Annotated in this window: 12 protein-coding genes; 5 read left to right on the top strand and 7 right to left on the bottom strand. The window is 69.9% G+C overall.

Annotated features, from left to right (window positions below):
• Positions 1-11 precede the first annotated feature (11 nt).
• The 3 genes from ACFYZ8_RS06020 to ACFYZ8_RS06010 are packed head-to-tail and all read right to left on the bottom strand — an operon-like array spanning position 12 to position 3418.
• Positions 12-1481, bottom strand: a complete 1470-nt coding sequence (locus ACFYZ8_RS06020) for a class I adenylate-forming enzyme family protein (protein WP_388531905.1) — start codon at positions 1479-1481, stop codon at positions 12-14.
• Positions 1482-1518: 37 nt separating this feature from the next.
• Positions 1519-2442: an alpha/beta hydrolase gene (locus ACFYZ8_RS06015; protein ID WP_388531907.1), complete on the bottom strand. Its 924-nt coding sequence runs from the start codon at positions 2440-2442 to the stop codon at positions 1519-1521.
• A gap of 7 nt (positions 2443-2449) precedes the next feature.
• Entirely contained in the window at positions 2450-3418 is a 969-nt protein-coding gene (locus ACFYZ8_RS06010; RefSeq protein ID WP_388531909.1) for an enoyl-CoA hydratase/isomerase family protein, read from the bottom strand.
• A 287-nt stretch (positions 3419-3705) separates the two neighbouring features.
• On the opposite strand from ACFYZ8_RS06010, the gene ACFYZ8_RS06005 reads away from it, so the two are divergent.
• The gene (locus tag ACFYZ8_RS06005) at positions 3706-4389 is read left to right on the top strand and encodes a TetR/AcrR family transcriptional regulator (protein WP_388532131.1); all 684 of its coding nucleotides are present in this window, start codon (positions 3706-3708) and stop codon (positions 4387-4389) included.
• A 34-nt stretch (positions 4390-4423) separates the two neighbouring features.
• Here the strand turns inward: ACFYZ8_RS06005 and ACFYZ8_RS06000 are convergent, their stop codons facing one another.
• Together ACFYZ8_RS06000 and ACFYZ8_RS05995 are read right to left on the bottom strand one after the other, a co-directional pair.
• A complete protein-coding gene (locus ACFYZ8_RS06000; protein ID WP_388531910.1) occupies positions 4424-5320 on the bottom strand; it encodes a short-chain dehydrogenase/reductase in 897 nt (298 codons plus the stop codon).
• 826 nt (positions 5321-6146) lie between these two features.
• Positions 6147-6779 carry a TetR/AcrR family transcriptional regulator gene (locus ACFYZ8_RS05995; RefSeq protein WP_388531912.1) on the bottom strand — a complete coding sequence of 211 codons (633 nt, stop codon included), beginning with the start codon at positions 6777-6779 and terminating at the stop codon, positions 6147-6149.
• Positions 6780-6868: 89 nt separating this feature from the next.
• Between ACFYZ8_RS05995 and ACFYZ8_RS05990 the strand changes: the two genes are divergently transcribed.
• Both ACFYZ8_RS05990 and lpdA read left to right on the top strand, forming a co-directional pair.
• Complete coding sequence (locus tag ACFYZ8_RS05990) at positions 6869-8044, top strand: saccharopine dehydrogenase NADP-binding domain-containing protein (protein ID WP_388531914.1); 1176 nt, start codon at positions 6869-6871, stop codon at positions 8042-8044.
• Between the two features lie 181 nt (positions 8045-8225).
• A complete protein-coding gene (gene lpdA, locus ACFYZ8_RS05985; RefSeq protein WP_388531915.1) occupies positions 8226-9638 on the top strand; it encodes a dihydrolipoyl dehydrogenase in 1413 nt (470 codons plus the stop codon).
• 151 nt (positions 9639-9789) lie between these two features.
• Here lpdA and ACFYZ8_RS05980 read toward each other — a convergent pair whose 3' ends face one another.
• Positions 9790-11268: an amidase gene (locus ACFYZ8_RS05980; protein WP_388531917.1), complete on the bottom strand. Its 1479-nt coding sequence runs from the start codon at positions 11266-11268 to the stop codon at positions 9790-9792.
• A 183-nt stretch (positions 11269-11451) separates the two neighbouring features.
• On the opposite strand from ACFYZ8_RS05980, the gene ACFYZ8_RS05975 reads away from it, so the two are divergent.
• Positions 11452-11910, top strand: a complete 459-nt coding sequence (locus ACFYZ8_RS05975; RefSeq protein WP_388531919.1) for a DUF4279 domain-containing protein — start codon at positions 11452-11454, stop codon at positions 11908-11910.
• A gap of 190 nt (positions 11911-12100) precedes the next feature.
• Positions 12101-12397 (top strand): hypothetical protein, encoded by a 297-nt coding sequence (locus tag ACFYZ8_RS05970; RefSeq protein WP_388531921.1) that lies wholly within the window; start codon positions 12101-12103, stop codon positions 12395-12397.
• Positions 12398-12693: 296 nt separating this feature from the next.
• Here the strand turns inward: ACFYZ8_RS05970 and ACFYZ8_RS05965 are convergent, their stop codons facing one another.
• A complete protein-coding gene (locus ACFYZ8_RS05965; RefSeq protein ID WP_389049750.1) occupies positions 12694-14217 on the bottom strand; it encodes a hypothetical protein in 1524 nt (507 codons plus the stop codon).
• Between the last annotated feature and the right edge of the window lies 1 nt (position 14218).

The following is a 14218-nucleotide window of genomic DNA, read 5'->3' as shown; positions in this document are numbered from 1 at the left end:
GGTGATGGCGGCTAGGACGCCGAGAGCTCGGCGTGGCCGGCACGCAACGAGGTCTTGTCGATCTTGCCGACCGCGTTCTTCGGGATGGCTTCCACCACGAAGAACGCGGTCGGGCGCTTGTAGCCGGTGAGACTGCGCGTGCACAGGGCTTTCAGCGCCTCGGAATCGACATCCGAACCCGGCCGAGGCTGGACGTAGGCGACCACGACCTCCCCCCACTTCTCGTCGGGCACGCCGATCACCGCGGCTTCGAGCACCGACGGGTCGCCTGTGAGCACGTCCTCGATCTCCTTGGGGTAGATGTTCTCCCCACCCCGGATGATCATGTCCTTCGAGCGCCCGACCAGGGTCAGATAGCCGTCGGCGTCGAGATGGCCCACGTCGCCCGTGTGCAACCAGCCGTCGACGATGGCCTTGGCCGTCTCGTCCGGACGGCCCAGATAGCCACGCATGACATTGGCCCCTCGTACCAGGACCTCACCGTCGACGCCCGGTGCCACCTCGACACCGGCGGCGTCGACGATCCGGATCTCCTGGCCGGGGAAGGGAAGCCCGACGGTTCCGGCGCGCCGAGGGCCGGCGACGGGGTTGATGGTGGAGCCGCAGGTCCCTTCGGACAGCCCGTACCCCTCGACGAGCGGAAAGCCGTACCGGGTCTCGAAGCGGGTCAGCAGCTCGGCGGAGGCCGGCGCCGCGCCGCAGACTCCGAAGCGCAAGGACGAGGTGTCGGGGCGGACGTCGTCCGGGAGCGCCGCGAGCATGCTGTAGATCGTCGGCACGGCGCTGAAGAAGGTGGGGCGTTCGCGCTCGACGACGTCGAAGAACGTCTCGGGCCTGAACCGGTCGGCGATGGCGACGCTCGCGCCGGCCAGCAGCGGTACGAGGATGCTGACCACGATGCCGTTGACGTGGAAGAGCGGCAGGATCAGCAGGCATCGGTCGGTCGGCCCGACGCTCAGCGACCGGCGCCCCATCTCCGCCATGGCGTCAATGTTGGCGTGGTCGAGCATCACGCCCTTCGGCACCCCGGTGGTGCCGCTCGTGTAGATGAGGAGGGCCAGCGCGGAGGAGTCCGCGTACGGTGCCTGATCCGACCCCGCCGCGTCTTCGCGCAGGTCGCCGACGGCGAGCAGGGCAAGACCCTCCGGCGCGACGGCCGCACCGTCCTCGACCACCAGCAGGCGGGCACCGGAGTCCTTGAGCTGTCGGGCCACTTCGACGTCGGTCATGCTCGGGTTGACCGGCGTGATGGTGGCGCCGAGCCGCCAGGCGGCGAACAGCAGGAGCACGAACTCGACGCGATTGGTCAGCTTGAGGGCCACGACATCGCCGGGGCCGATCCCGAGATCCCGGAGGTGACGCGCGGCCGCCTGGACGCGACGCAGCAACTGAACGTTGGTGAGGGCCTGTCGGCCGTCCTTGACCGCGGCCCCGTCGGGGTCGAGGGTCGCGCGGCGATCGGGGAGAGAAGCGAAGTTCATGGCGAGGGCGTACCTGTCTCGGTGTGATGCGATCCGGTCACGGAGCCGACGCGGCGGCTGCCGGGGCCAGTTGGCGGGTGAGGAACTCGATCTGGTCGCGGACCAGTACTTCGAAGGTCTCACCGGTGTAGAAGTCGAAGTGACCGGCGTCGTACCTCTTGATCTCTCCCTTGGGCGCGGTGCGCGCGTAGCGGAGGGTCTGGGCGGGAGGTGTGACGGAGTCGGTGTCGCTGACGCAGAAGAGGATCGGGACGGTGATCTTCTTGGCCGCACGCCCGGGCCGGTAGGCGAGGATGGTCGGGATGACCCGCGCCGCCACCTCGTTGCGGAACGTCGTTCCCGGGGGCTGCAGAGCCTGGTACCCGGGCAGGGCGTCCGGGGCGTTCATGAGGGCCGACGAGCCGGGGCCGGCGGCGATCGGAACCATCACCGGCGGCTTTCCGCGACCTCTGGCCGCCAGATCGCGGGCCACCACGGGGACGACCTTGAGCGAGGCGGCAGGGCCCAGCGCGAGCGCCGAGGCGAGACCGTCGGTGAAGGGGCACTGCGCCACGGCCGCGCGCAGTTCGGGGTGGCGTGAGGCGACGGTGATGGCGTGGCCGCCGCCGAACGAGCTGCCCCACACGGCGATGCGTGTGCGGTCGACGTCCGTGCGTGCCTTGACGTAGGCGATGGCGGCGTCCCAGTCGGTGAGCTGACGCTTGATCGACAGGAGCTGGCGAGGGTGGCCGCCGCTGTCGCCGAAGTGCCGGTAGGTGAAGGCCACCGCGGCGATGCCGGCCTGTGCGAAGCGCTCGGCGAAGGCGTCCAGGCGCATCTCGCGGACGGCGCCGAGGCCGTGCCCGAGGATGACGACGGGCGGAGACGTGACGCCTGTGGGGAGGTAGAGCCAACCGGCACAGGTGCTGTCGCCGGACGGGAAGGTGATGTCGTGACGGGTGAAGGACTGCGAAGTGGTCATCGGCGGTTCACCGCCCGTCCGTCGGGCGACGGCCCGGCACGCTGCCCGCCGCGAGGGACCGGGCGTAGGTGCCGGGTGTGTAGAGCGGGAGTTCGCCGGTGGCGTCCGTCGTCTCCATGTAGTCCAGCATGAGTTCCTGACTTTCCTTCGACATGACCCTGGCGAAGAACTCGGTGCGTTCGACATGCAGGCCCTCCTCCAGCGACAAGGAGCCGCCGAAGTACACCGCCCTCTTGGCGGCCTCGACCGTGCCCTTCGACCGCTTTCCGAAGTGCTCGGCGAGTTCGACCGCCTGCGCGACCACCTTGTCCTGCGCGACGACCGAGTCCACCGCTCCGTTGGCGAGGGCCTCCGCGGGCGTGAACGGCTTGCCTTCGAGAATCGCGGCCAGGGACCGGTGGGTGCCGATCAGGCGGGTGAGCCGCTGGGTGCCGCCGCCGCCCGGGATGATGCCGAGGAGGATCTCCGGCTGGCCGATGAAGAAGTCGCCGTCGGCCATGACCCGCAGATCGCACGCCCAGGCGAACTCCGCGCCGAGCCCCAGAGCCGAACCGTTGAGAGCGGCCACGAAGAGGACGCCACTGCGGTTCATCCGCAGGAAGGTCGAGTGCAGACGCTCCAGCTGGAGGGCGCCCCGCATCGGGGTCCTGCGCAGCACGGGCCCGAGGAGACGGGACCGGTCCACGTGCTTCGCCATGCGTACGACGGCGGCGGCACCGCGCCGGCCGACCGTGGGGCTGCTGGCGCCGCCTTCCTGCAGCCAGCGGACCGCGGCATGGCTGACGAATCGCTCGGGATGTGCCCCGGTGAAGACGACGGCACGGATGTTCGGATCACGGTCGGCCCGGGCTACCAGCTTTTCCAGCTGCTGCGCGATGTCGAGGCCGAACTCCTGGTGCGGGCCGCCGTCGACCCGGACGACCAGGACGGACCCGCGGTCCTCGATCGCCAGACGGCCCTTGTCTTTGTACGGCATGAGTTCTGCTCCTGTGCTGAGTTCATGCGGTGGAGGCGCATGGGGTGGAAGGCGCGTGGGGGTGGAAGGCGCCTGGGGACAGCCGCGGAGGCGTGTCGCGGCGACGAGGTCGAGTCCGCCCCGACGAGCTGTGCCGCACAGGGCGGCGGGAGACTGGACCAGCGGTGACGTGTCCGAGGACGAACGTCGTATCCGGGGCGGCACGTCACGTGCGATGTGTACTATTGCCGCGAAGAATTACATAACCAAGTTATTTCAGGTGTGTCAACGGTGGAGGCGTGCGGATCATGGCAGGGCGGGCGAGAGTCGATGACGCACCGGAACGGCTTGTGCGGGCGGCCATCGGTCTGCTGGCCGAACAAGGTCCGTCGGCGCTGAAGGTGCGCGCGGTGGCGTCCGCGAGCGGGCTGTCGACGATGGTGGTCTACAGCCACTTCGGTGGGATCCCCGAGCTGATGAGCGCAGTTGCCGACCACGGGTTCAAGGAACTCGGCAGAGCGTTCGCCCAGGTGCCGGTGACGGAGGACCCGATCGCCGAACTCCTGGCCATGAACCTGAGCTGCCGACGGCTGGCCCGCGAGAACCCTCACCTCTACGACCTGATGTTCGGGCTGTCCACCCGGGCGACGTACCGGCCGCTGCCGGACACGGACCTTCGACTGAGCGGGCATTCCCCGGCATTTCGTGAGGCCCACGCTCATGTCACCGCGGCATGCGCACGGCTCGTGGACTCCGGCAGGGTCGAGCGGCAGGAACCCGAGGTCATCGCCGCCCAGCTGTGGAGTTTCGTGCACGGTTACATCACCCTCGAACTGGCCGAGCACTTCGTCGAGTTCGACGACGCCGTGCGGCAGGTGCTCCTGCCGATGGGCGTGAACTTCTCCGTCGGACTGGGGGACAGGCGGGAACGTGCCGAGGCCTCCCACGAGGCCGGCCTGCGGCTGTACGACTCGATCGTCCAAGGCCGCTGAGAAGCCGGGCGGTTGGGTGCTGTGTCGGGAGCGCCTAGGACGAACCGGTCTCCGTCGCGGGGGTATTCGTTCCCGGCGTGAGCTGGTCGTGCCTGCCCAGCGCTGCGACCTCGCGTTCGAGAGAGGGAACCGCCCGCGCCGCGAAACGCCTCGCCCAGGGCCAGGCCAGCGGTGAATTCAGCGCCGCCTTGGCCCAGTTGGCCACGACGACCGCGCGTGGGACGTACACCCGGCTGCGTCGGCGCACGAGTCCGTCGACGATCGCGGCGGCCGCCCGGTCGGGGCTCGTGGTGACATTGCCGGGATAAGGCAGTCGCGCGCGCATGCCCTGGAAGGAGGGGAGGTCCGCCTCGGCGCCCCTGACCAGGTCCGTGTTGATCCAGGACGGGTGCACCACGCCGACCGTGATCCCCAGGTGTGCCACCTCCCGGCGGTAGGTCAGGGCCAGCAATTCGGCCCCCGCCTTGCTCGCGCCGTAGGAGGCCATCGCGGGCAGCGGCATGAACGACAGTGCGGACGCCACGACCAGCACATGGCCACGGCTGCGTTCCAGATGGGGCGTCGCGTACTTCAGGGTGCGGAACACACCGTTCAGATTGATGTCCAGGACCCGCTCGAACGATGCCTCGTCCGTCTGCCGCACCGTCCCGTACGCCACGACGCCGGCGTTGGCGACGACGAGGTCGATGCCGCCCATCAGGTCGGCGGCCTCGTCGATCGCCGACCGTAGGGCAGCCCCGTCGCGCACATCGGCCTCACGCCACGCCGCGGTGGGTCCCAGCTCGTCGGTGAGGGCGCGCAACCGATCGGCTTCGAGGCCTATCACGGTCACCCGGGCCCCTCGGGCGGCGGCCAGGCGGGCCACCTTCTCTCCGATGCCGCGTGCCGCTCCGGTGACAACCAGCTTCTTGCCCAGCAAGTCACGTTTCATGGCGGCAACATAACTTCGTTATTGATGGAACACAAGGGATCGCGCACGGCTTGCTGTGGCGCGCGGTTCGACGGGTTCCCGGAGCCGTGGTCCTGGGGCTGGGCCCCTCCGGGCCCCAGGTGATGGAAGGGCCTCGCGGCGAGAGGTTCGGCCGGCGGCTGTCCCGGATGTGCGACCCTCACCTGGGCGACGCAGGCTGTATACGCGCCGATCTCGACATCTGCCGAGGTGCGGAGGTTGTCGTCGCGGATGACGAGGACGCGCTGCGCGCGATGGTGGCCCGACGCAAGAAGGAGCTGGCCCTCAGTCGCGGCGGCATGGGCTCGGCGACCTCGAACTTCTACAACAACGCCTACAGCCGCCAGGGTTGGGCCGATGCGGCGGCTGAGGCCGGGGTGTGCTGGCAGGGCCAGGGGCCGGGTCGGCGCGGCCGGCCTGGTCACCGACGAGACGGTGCCGACGCCCACGCTGACCGGAACCGGGGGAATGGTGCGCGAGCGGCCGCGCGTGCGGACACCATTCGTCGCCGTGCCGCCGTGCCGCCGTGCCGTCGTGCCGTCGTGCCGCCGTGCCGCCGTGCCGCCGTGCCGCCGTGCCGCCGTGCCGTCGTGCCGTCGTGCCGCCGTGCCGTCGTGCCGCCGTGCCGTCGTGCCGTCGTGCCGCCGTCCCGCCGTCCCGCCGTCCCGCCGTCCCGCCGTGCGAGCCTCGACGTCCGCCCCGCCACCCTGGGAGGGGTCATCGATCAGGCGGCGGCACGGTAGCGGCAGGCCATGGCGGCGAGGCGGGTCGTCAAGCGCCGGCGCCGGCCGTCGGACCCCGGTTCGGATCAACCGCGGGCGCGGACGCCGTCGGCCGCCAGGCCCGACAGCAGCAGGGTGATCGCACGGAACGTCCTGCTCAGGGCTTCCTCCCGGTCCACCGCGGCGGCGATGATCTGGTTGCCCTCGCACAGGCCGGCCAGCAGCAGCCGGGCGACGGTGGCGACGGGAACGTCCGGTTGCAGTTCACCGCGTTCGGCCAGAACCATCAGCAGCCGCTCGATGGGCGGCTGGGCGACGCTGTCGTTGACGTGCCGGTACTGCTCTCCCAGCACCGAGGGCGCCTGGGCCATCAGCTCCCGGTGCAGGGGGTCGTCGATGGTTCGCCGCAGGAAGGCGTGCGTGAGGTCGCCGACCGCGGCCATGGCGGGCTGGTCCGGCCCGGTCGCGCGGAGCGCCTCGCACGTCGCGTCGGCCAGGGCGCCGACCTGCTGAAGGAGCTCCGTGTAGATCTCGGCGAACATCGCCTTCTTGTCCGGGAAGTGACTGTAGAAGGTGCCCTTGCTCACCTGGGCCGCCCCGGTGATGGCCTCGACCGACGTGTCCGCGAACCCGTTGTCCACGAACAGTTTCCGAGCGGCCGTCACCAGGTCCGCCCGGGTCTGCTCCGCGTACATCTGCCGTCGGTTTGGCCCTCGCATGCGCACCATCGTATATTCGATGACCTGGAGTCAGTGAATGACTCACGGTCATTGGGGTGACAGGTGCCCTCCGGAAGGCAGGCGGAGCCGTGGACAAGCGCAGGATCGTGTTGCTGGGTGCGACGGGGTACACCGGGCAGCGCGTGTTCCGGGAACTGCTCGCGCGAGGGGAGAAGCCGACCTTGGCCGGGCGCAGCCGGACCAGGATGCTGGACCTGGCCGAGCGCTTGGAGGCGGACCTGCCGGTGGCCGAGGTCGACGTCACCTCGACGGCTGACCTCACGCGCCTCGTGGAGCCCAGCGATGTCGTCGTCTCCACGATCGGCCCCTTCATGCGGCTCGGTATGGCCGCGGTCACGGCTGCCGCGCGGGCGGGGGCCCACTACTTCGACTCCACGGGGGAGGGGACCTTCGCCCGCCGCGTCCTCCTTGAACTGGACGCCGTCGCGGCCGTCCGGGGAGCGACCCTCGTGCCCGCGTTCGGCTACGACTACGTGCCGGGCAACCTCGCCGGCGCGCTCGCCCTGACGCGCGCGGGCGAGCGGGCACGCCATGTGGAGGCCGGCTACTTCATCACCCGTGCCGGGCAGCGCGACCAGCTGCTCTATCGGAGCACCTTGCGCGACGCGTACACCCTGACCACGGGCGGCACACGTCAGACGCTGGTCGCCTCGGCGGCCGAGGACGGGTTCGCCTACCGCAGCCCGCGTCCTTGGGCCACCGCCCGTGTGGTCGACGAGCGGATAGGCAAGCGGGTGCGTACCTTCCACTACGGCGGAGTGAAACGTACGGTCATGACCGTCCCGGGCACGGAGCATCTCGGACTGCCGGAGGTCTACCCCCAGTTGGAGAGCGTCGAGGTGGGCCTCGGATGGTTCGGACGGTGGACGCGCCCGGTGCAGATCGCCGCCACGATCCAGGCACCCTTGTTGCGCTCGGCGAAGGTGCGGGCCGCCCTGGAGCGGTGGTCCGAGCGGCTCCCGGGATCGCAGCGCGAGCCGGACCCCGACGGCCGTTCCCTGGTGATCGCCGTCGCCCGCGACAGCCGGGGCCGACCGCTGGCCACGTCGGCGCTCACCGGACCCGATCCGTACGAGATGACGGGATCCCTCCTGGCCTGGGGCGCCGTGCACGCGGCCCAGCCGGATGCCGTCCTCAAGCCCGGTGCGCACGGTCCGGTGGCCGCCTTCGGTCTCGAGACGCTCAGGCTCGGTGCCGCCGAGGCCGGAGTACACGAAGTCGACGGAGCGCCGGCCCGCCGTTGATGATGACTGGGCGGGCATAGATCACGGCGCCGGGGCGCTGAAGCAAGCGTCCGGTACATCGCTGCCGAGGTGGTGAACGATATGTTCGCCCCACTGTCCGCGAATTGATGAACAGGTTGTTCGATCGGGAGCGAGTCGGCCCTCGCGGGAGTCGGCCGCCCCAGCCGAAAGGAAGCCGTCCATGGACGAGCAGGGTGACCACTTCGACGTCGTCGTACTCGGCGCGGGGCCCGGCGGATACGTAGCCGCCATCCGGGCCGCTCAACTGGGCAAGCGCGTCGCGGTCGTCGAGGAGAAGTACTGGGGCGGCGTCTGTCTGAACGTGGGCTGTATCCCCACCAAGGCCCTGCTGCGCAACGCCGAGCTCGCGCACATCTTCACGCGCGAGGCGAAGACCTTCGGGATCAAGGTCGACGGGGAGGTCTCCTTCGACTACGGGGAGGCCTTCCGCCGTAGCCGGAAGGTCGCGGACGGCCGGGTCAAGGGCGTCCACTACCTGATGAAGAAGAACAAGATCACGGAGATCAGCGGTCGCGGCACCTTCCTCGACCCGCACACGCTCCAGGTGGCCGACTACGACGGCAACACCCGCACCATCGGCTTCGATCACGCCATCATCGCCGCCGGGGCGACCCCCAAGCTGCTGCCCGGCACCCGCCGCACCTCACGTGTGGTGACGTTCGAGGAGCAGATCCTCGCCGAGGACCTGCCCCAGTCGATCGTGATCGCGGGCGCCGGGGCCATCGGCGTCGAGTTCGCGTACGTGCTGCACAACTACGGCGTCAAGGTCACCATCGTCGAGTTCCTGGACCGGATCGCCCCCCTGGAGGACGCCGAGGTCTCCGCCGAACTGGCCAAGCAGTACCGGAAGTTGGGCATCGACGTCCTCACCTCGACCCGCGTCGAGTCGATCGACGAGTCCGGCCCGCAGGTCCGCGTCACGGTGACCGGCAAGGACGGCGCCCAGCAGATCCTGGAGGCCGACAAGGTGCTTCAGGCGATCGGCTTCGCGCCGAACGTCACCGGCTACGGCCTGGAGAACACCGGCGTGCGCGTCACCGAGCGCGGCGCGATCGACGTCGACGGCCGTTGCCGTACCTCCGTGCCGCACATCTACGCCATCGGCGACGTCACCGCGAAGCTGATGCTCGCGCACGCCGCCGAGGCCATGGGCGTGGTCGCCGCCGAGACGATCGCGGACGCGGAGACCATGGAGCTGGACTACGTGATGATCCCGCGATCCACCTTCTGTCAGCCGCAGATCGCCAGCTTCGGCTACACCGAGGCGCAGGCGCGGGAGAAGGGATACGACGTCCAGGTCGCCAAGTTCCCGTTCACCGCGAACGCCAAGGCCCATGGCCTGGGCGACGCGAGCGGGTTCGTGAAGCTGATCAGCGACGCCAAGTACGGCGAACTCCTCGGCGGTCACCTCATCGGCCCGGACGTCACCGAACTCCTTCCCGAGCTGACTCTGGCCCAGCAGTGGGACCTCACGGTCCACGAGGTCGCCCGCAACGTCCACGCCCACCCGACCCTCGGCGAGGCCGTCAAGGAAGCCGTCCACGGCCTCGCCGGCCACATGATCAACATGTAGAGGAAGGCTCGTCACGGGTGGGCATCCGTGACGTCCCCCGAGGTAGGAGGGCGCGGCAGGATCGCGCCGTCCGAGATCCACGACCCGGCCGCCCCCGGCTGGGTCGCGATCCGGTCGGCCGCGGCGCCGAGGGCGTCGTGCGCGATGCGCTCTAGACGAGGGCCGGAGGCGGCACGAAGCCGTCCACCTCCCGGCCGAGCAGTGCGGCGAACTCGATGGTGGTGAGATCGCCTCCGCTCGGGCCCATGGCCTGCAGACCGACGGGCAGTCCGGACCTGCCCTTGCGCACGGGGATGGTCGTCGCGGGCCCTCCGGAGACATTGGCGACGGCGCTCCACTTGACCTGGTCCCAGTAAGGGCGTCGTACACCGTCGACCTCGAAGGGACGCCCGAACCAGTCGATCAGTTTGTTGTGATGGGCTGGGGCGGCCGTCGGCGTGACCGGCATGAGCACGACGTCGAAGTCCTGGAAGAACTCGAACCAGCGCTGCCGGATCTCGTTGCGCACCATGTGGGCCTGCAGCCAGTGGAAGTGGGACTGGAAGGTTCCGCGCAGTGCGGGTCCGGCGTCGCCCCGCGGGTGCTGGACGAACCGGGCCAGGGTCGCGGCGCTGGGGGCGGGAGCGAGGCCGGTGCGGTCGCCCGCGCCGAAGAGCAGGGGCGAAAAGGCCTTCTGATGATTCGTCGCGAGGTCGACGGGGAGGCTCGCGGGCTGGACGGTGATCTTTGCACCGGCCGTACGCAGCACGGCGACCGCGTCGTCCATGGCTTCCACGACGTCGCTGTCGACCGGACACGAGGGATCCTCGCTCCAGACGGCCACCCGGAAGTCCGCGAGCCGGGTCGCGCGCGGCGGTGCGAGCGTGTAGCTGAAGCCGCCGTCGTAGTCCGCCGGCCCGACCGTCGCCCGCAGGATCGGGACGAGATCGCGGGCGTCGCGGGCCTGTGCGCCGCCGCAGGCCATGTCGGCTTCCGTCCACCGTCCCGCGCCAGGGCCGTAGGGCACGTGCCCGATGAGCGGGATCGACCGCCAGGTCGACTTGTGGCCGTACAGGCCGTTGAAGTGGGACGGGATCCTGGTCGATCCGCCGATCTCCGAACCGAAGTCGAACGTGGTGAGGCCCGCGGCGGTGGCGACGGCGCCGCCTCCGGCGGATCCGCCCGAGGTGCGGGTGGTGTCCCACGGGTTCGACGACGGGCCGAACACCGGGTTGTCGGCCTGGACGTCCTGGTTGCCCGGGGGCATGTTGCTCTTGCCCATGACCACCGCACCGGCCGCGCGCAGCCGCTTGACCGCTTCGGCGTCCTGGTCGGGCACGTACTCCTTGAGATCCATGCGCCCGCAGACGGTGCGCATGCCTGCGGTCTCGTAGCTGTCCTTGACGGTGATCGGCAGGCCGTGCAGCGGACCGAGGTCCCGCCCCGTCGCCTGCCCCGCCGCCCGCTCCGCGTCGGCTTCCGCCGCCTCGCGTCGTGCACGTTCCGGGTCCAGGGTCACCACGGCGTTCAGCGCGGTGTTGTGGACGGCGATCCGTTCGAGATAGATCTCGACGAGTTCCCGGCTCGAGATCTCACCCGCGGCCAGTGCGCGTGAGTGCTGCACGGCGGACCGGAAGGGGACGTCACTCACGGCATGCCTCATCTCTGATTCTGACGGCGCCGAGTGGAATGGCGGTCATAATATTACGTTTGGCAGACCATAGGTCGGGCGACGGGTGGAAGGCAATGGTCCGGCGGGCGGCGGCGGAAGCCCGGTGGACAACGCGGAGAGGACCGTGGAGGCGGTCGGGCCGGCGCGGCTATCCTCCACGGGATGCCACTTCGCCAGTACGCCTACTTCGCGCTGTTCAGCCAGCACATCTCGGCAGACGAGATGACCTCCCAGCTGGACATCACACCTGACGAGGTGTCTGTCCGCGCCAGCAGGTTCACCGAGCCGACGGCGGTTCCGGTGAACCACTCGTGGATGATTGCCTGCCGGGAGCCGGGGCTGCGTGTCGACGAGCAGATCACCCGCATTCTCGACAGGCTCCAGCCCTACGAGGACCGCATCCGTGACCTCACCCAGCGTCTGGCCCGCACCGGCGGCGGAGCAGTGCTCCACATCGTGCGCTACTTCAACGACGCCGACCCAGCCCATCCGGGCACAGCGGATGCCCCCAACATCTTCGGCTGGCACCTGGACCGCGAGGTCCTCGACTTTCTCAGCGCCACTGGAGCCGAGCTCGACGTCGACGAGTACGACATGGCCGGAGCCGAGGACGCCAGGTGAGCACCTGACCTCGTGTTCACCTGGCACGTAAGTTGCACCCGGACGGCTTGACGACAGGGGAGCGGGTTGGTGCGCTCTTGCAGTCTGTACGGCGACCTCGGAGTTGGGCGGTTACCAGGGCCGGGTGCCGGGTGCCGGGTGCCGGGAGCCGGGTGCCGGATGCTGAGCCGAGCACGGCTCACGGCCCTTGATGACCTTCGCGTGCCGCGCCGTGATGACCGGCCCGGCGACTCCGCGCGAGCTTGTGCCGGCCCACGTGGTGCTGCTGTCCGGAGTTGAGGAGAAGGGCGCCGGAAGCCTCGAGGAGACCGGTGTGGTCGAAGTCCCGTCCGGGGGCAAGCCCAGGAAACTGCCGCCACGGCGTGTCGAATGCGCGGAGCGCCAGTGCGCCGACGACCTGGTCACCCACCGCGTCAACTCGATGTTCGGTGTCGCCCGGATGTTCGCCGCCCTGGAGCGCGTCCTGGTCTCCTCGGCCAGGACCTGAGCCACCTCCGTGCGGTGGTGGTCGCCGGGGCCTGACCGAGACCGCCCCCTTCGCCACCCACCTGACGGCGGAGCGCACCCTGGAGAAGCTCGGCTCCGCCGGAATTCCCATGCCTTTCACCGAGGTCCGGGGAAATCGTCGTCCGCGGCCCGAACGTCACGGCCGGCTACTGGAACAACGCCGCGGCCGACCGGGCCGCCTCCGCATGCGCAGGGCGCCGGCCCCGCGCTCCCGGGGGAGCTCGTCTGCCGTGGCAGGGCAGAGGCGGGACCGGCACCGGTGATCCGGGGCCTGCGTCAGCAGGTGTGGATGTCCTGGCCGTTGATGTCTCTGGCGACGTCGTTGCCCTGGCCGCTGAGGTAGTAGGCGGAGACGTAGTCGCGGCCGCCGGTGTCCATGTCGGTGTACAGCCACCAGTGGTTGTAGGCGCTGCCGGAGCCCACCTGTGTGCCCCAGACCTTGCAGTAGACGTAGTTGCTGCCCGCGTAGAGGGCGCCGCCGTGGTCGCGTCCGGCGGCGGTGGTGAAGGTCTTCACCCACACCTTGCCGCCGGCGTCGTCCCCTGCGGCGCACTCGGGAATGTCGTCGCCGTTCTCGTCGTGGGCGACGTCGTTGCCCTGGCCGCTGAGGTAGTAGGCGGAGACGTAGTCGCGGCCGCCGGTGTCCATGTCGGTGTACAGCCACCAGTGGTTGTAGGCACTGTCGGAGCCGACCCTGTCGCCCCAGATCTTGCAGAAGACGTAGTTGCGGCCCGCGTTGAGGGTGCCCCCGTCGTTGAGCCCGTTGGCCGCCGCGAAGGTCTTCACCCAGGCGCGTCCGCCACTGCGGCCCGTGCCCGTGGTCGCGCCGTCGCAGGTGGGAAGGTCGTTGCCGTTCTCGTCCTTGGCCGTGTCGTTGCCCTGCCCGCTGAGGTAGTAGGCGGAGACGAAGTCCCGGCCGCCCGTGTCCATGTCGGTGTACAGCCACCAGTGGTTGTACGCGCTGCCCGAACCCACCTGACTGCCCCACTCGCGGCAGAACACGTAGTTGCGCCCGGCGTACAGCTTGCCGCCGTGATCGCGTCCGGTGGCTGTGGCGAAGGTGTTCATCCAGAGCTTGTCGGAGCCGCCGCCCCCGCCACCCCCGCCGCCGGAACCTCCGCCGCCACCGCCCCCGCCGTTCAGCGGCTGGCTCTTGGGCACGGGGCTGACGTAGCCGTCGATCGCCTCCGTGTTGCCGAACATCGTTCCCGGTGCGGAGTCGAGTGTGTCCTCGCGGACCTTCGCGGTGTGCGCGAAGTGGGCTTCTTCGTTGTGCTCGGGGCCCGCGGTGTTCTCCTCGCCGCCCACGTCACCGCTGACGATGGTCACTGAGCCGCCGTCGACCGCGACCACCACGGCGACATGGTGCACTTCACCCTTCTTCGCGCCTGACGTGTCGTGGAAGAGGGCCGCGTCACCGACCCGCGGCGCCGAGTGCTCACCGCCGTATCTGGCCCGCTGTGTCTTGAAGCTGGAGGCGAGGGGGTTGAGGTAGTCGATGTGGAAACCGGCCCGGTCCCATACCCAGCGGGCGAAGTCGGCGCACCAGTACTCGCCCTTCCCGCCGTTGCCGCTGCAGCTGGTGAAGTAGCCGGGGTCGCAGACCGTGCCCGGTTCGCCGAGGCTCTCGAAGCGGTGGGTCTGGCCGCGCGCGATGGTGGCGATGGTCTGGACGTCTCCGTCGTTGAGGTCCGCGTGTGCCGGCGGTGCCGGTGCGGCGATGTAGAAGGCCAGGGTGAGCAGCGCGGTCACCGCGATGCCCCACCGGCGCAGGGACCGGTAGACGTGTTCGAAGTACATG

The sequence above is a fragment of the Streptomyces sp. NPDC001668 genome (assembly GCF_042893155.1).
Taxonomy (GTDB): Bacteria; Actinomycetota; Actinomycetes; order Streptomycetales; family Streptomycetaceae; genus Streptomyces.
This window is presented reverse-complemented; position numbering and strand designations above follow the sequence as displayed.

Excerpts from the sequence above, each read along its gene's own strand:
- ACFYZ8_RS06010 (WP_388531909.1), bottom strand. The coding sequence starts at position 3,418 with ATGCCGTACAAAGACAAGGGCCGTCTGGCGATCGAGGACCGCGGGTCC.
- ACFYZ8_RS05965 (WP_389049750.1), bottom strand. The coding sequence starts at position 14,217 with ATGTACTTCGAACACGTCTACCGGTCCCTGCGCCGGTGGGGCATCGCG.
- lpdA (WP_388531915.1), top strand. The coding sequence starts at position 8,226 with ATGGACGAGCAGGGTGACCACTTCGACGTCGTCGTACTCGGCGCGGGG.
- ACFYZ8_RS06015 (WP_388531907.1), bottom strand. The coding sequence starts at position 2,442 with ATGACCACTTCGCAGTCCTTCACCCGTCACGACATCACCTTCCCGTCC.
- ACFYZ8_RS06000 (WP_388531910.1), bottom strand. The coding sequence starts at position 5,320 with ATGAAACGTGACTTGCTGGGCAAGAAGCTGGTTGTCACCGGAGCGGCA.
- ACFYZ8_RS05995 (WP_388531912.1), bottom strand. The coding sequence starts at position 6,779 with ATGCGAGGGCCAAACCGACGGCAGATGTACGCGGAGCAGACCCGGGCG.
- ACFYZ8_RS05970 (WP_388531921.1), top strand. The coding sequence starts at position 12,101 with ATGACCTTCGCGTGCCGCGCCGTGATGACCGGCCCGGCGACTCCGCGC.
- ACFYZ8_RS05975 (WP_388531919.1), top strand. The coding sequence starts at position 11,452 with ATGCCACTTCGCCAGTACGCCTACTTCGCGCTGTTCAGCCAGCACATC.
- ACFYZ8_RS06020 (WP_388531905.1), bottom strand. The coding sequence starts at position 1,481 with ATGAACTTCGCTTCTCTCCCCGATCGCCGCGCGACCCTCGACCCCGAC.
- ACFYZ8_RS06005 (WP_388532131.1), top strand. The coding sequence starts at position 3,706 with ATGGCAGGGCGGGCGAGAGTCGATGACGCACCGGAACGGCTTGTGCGG.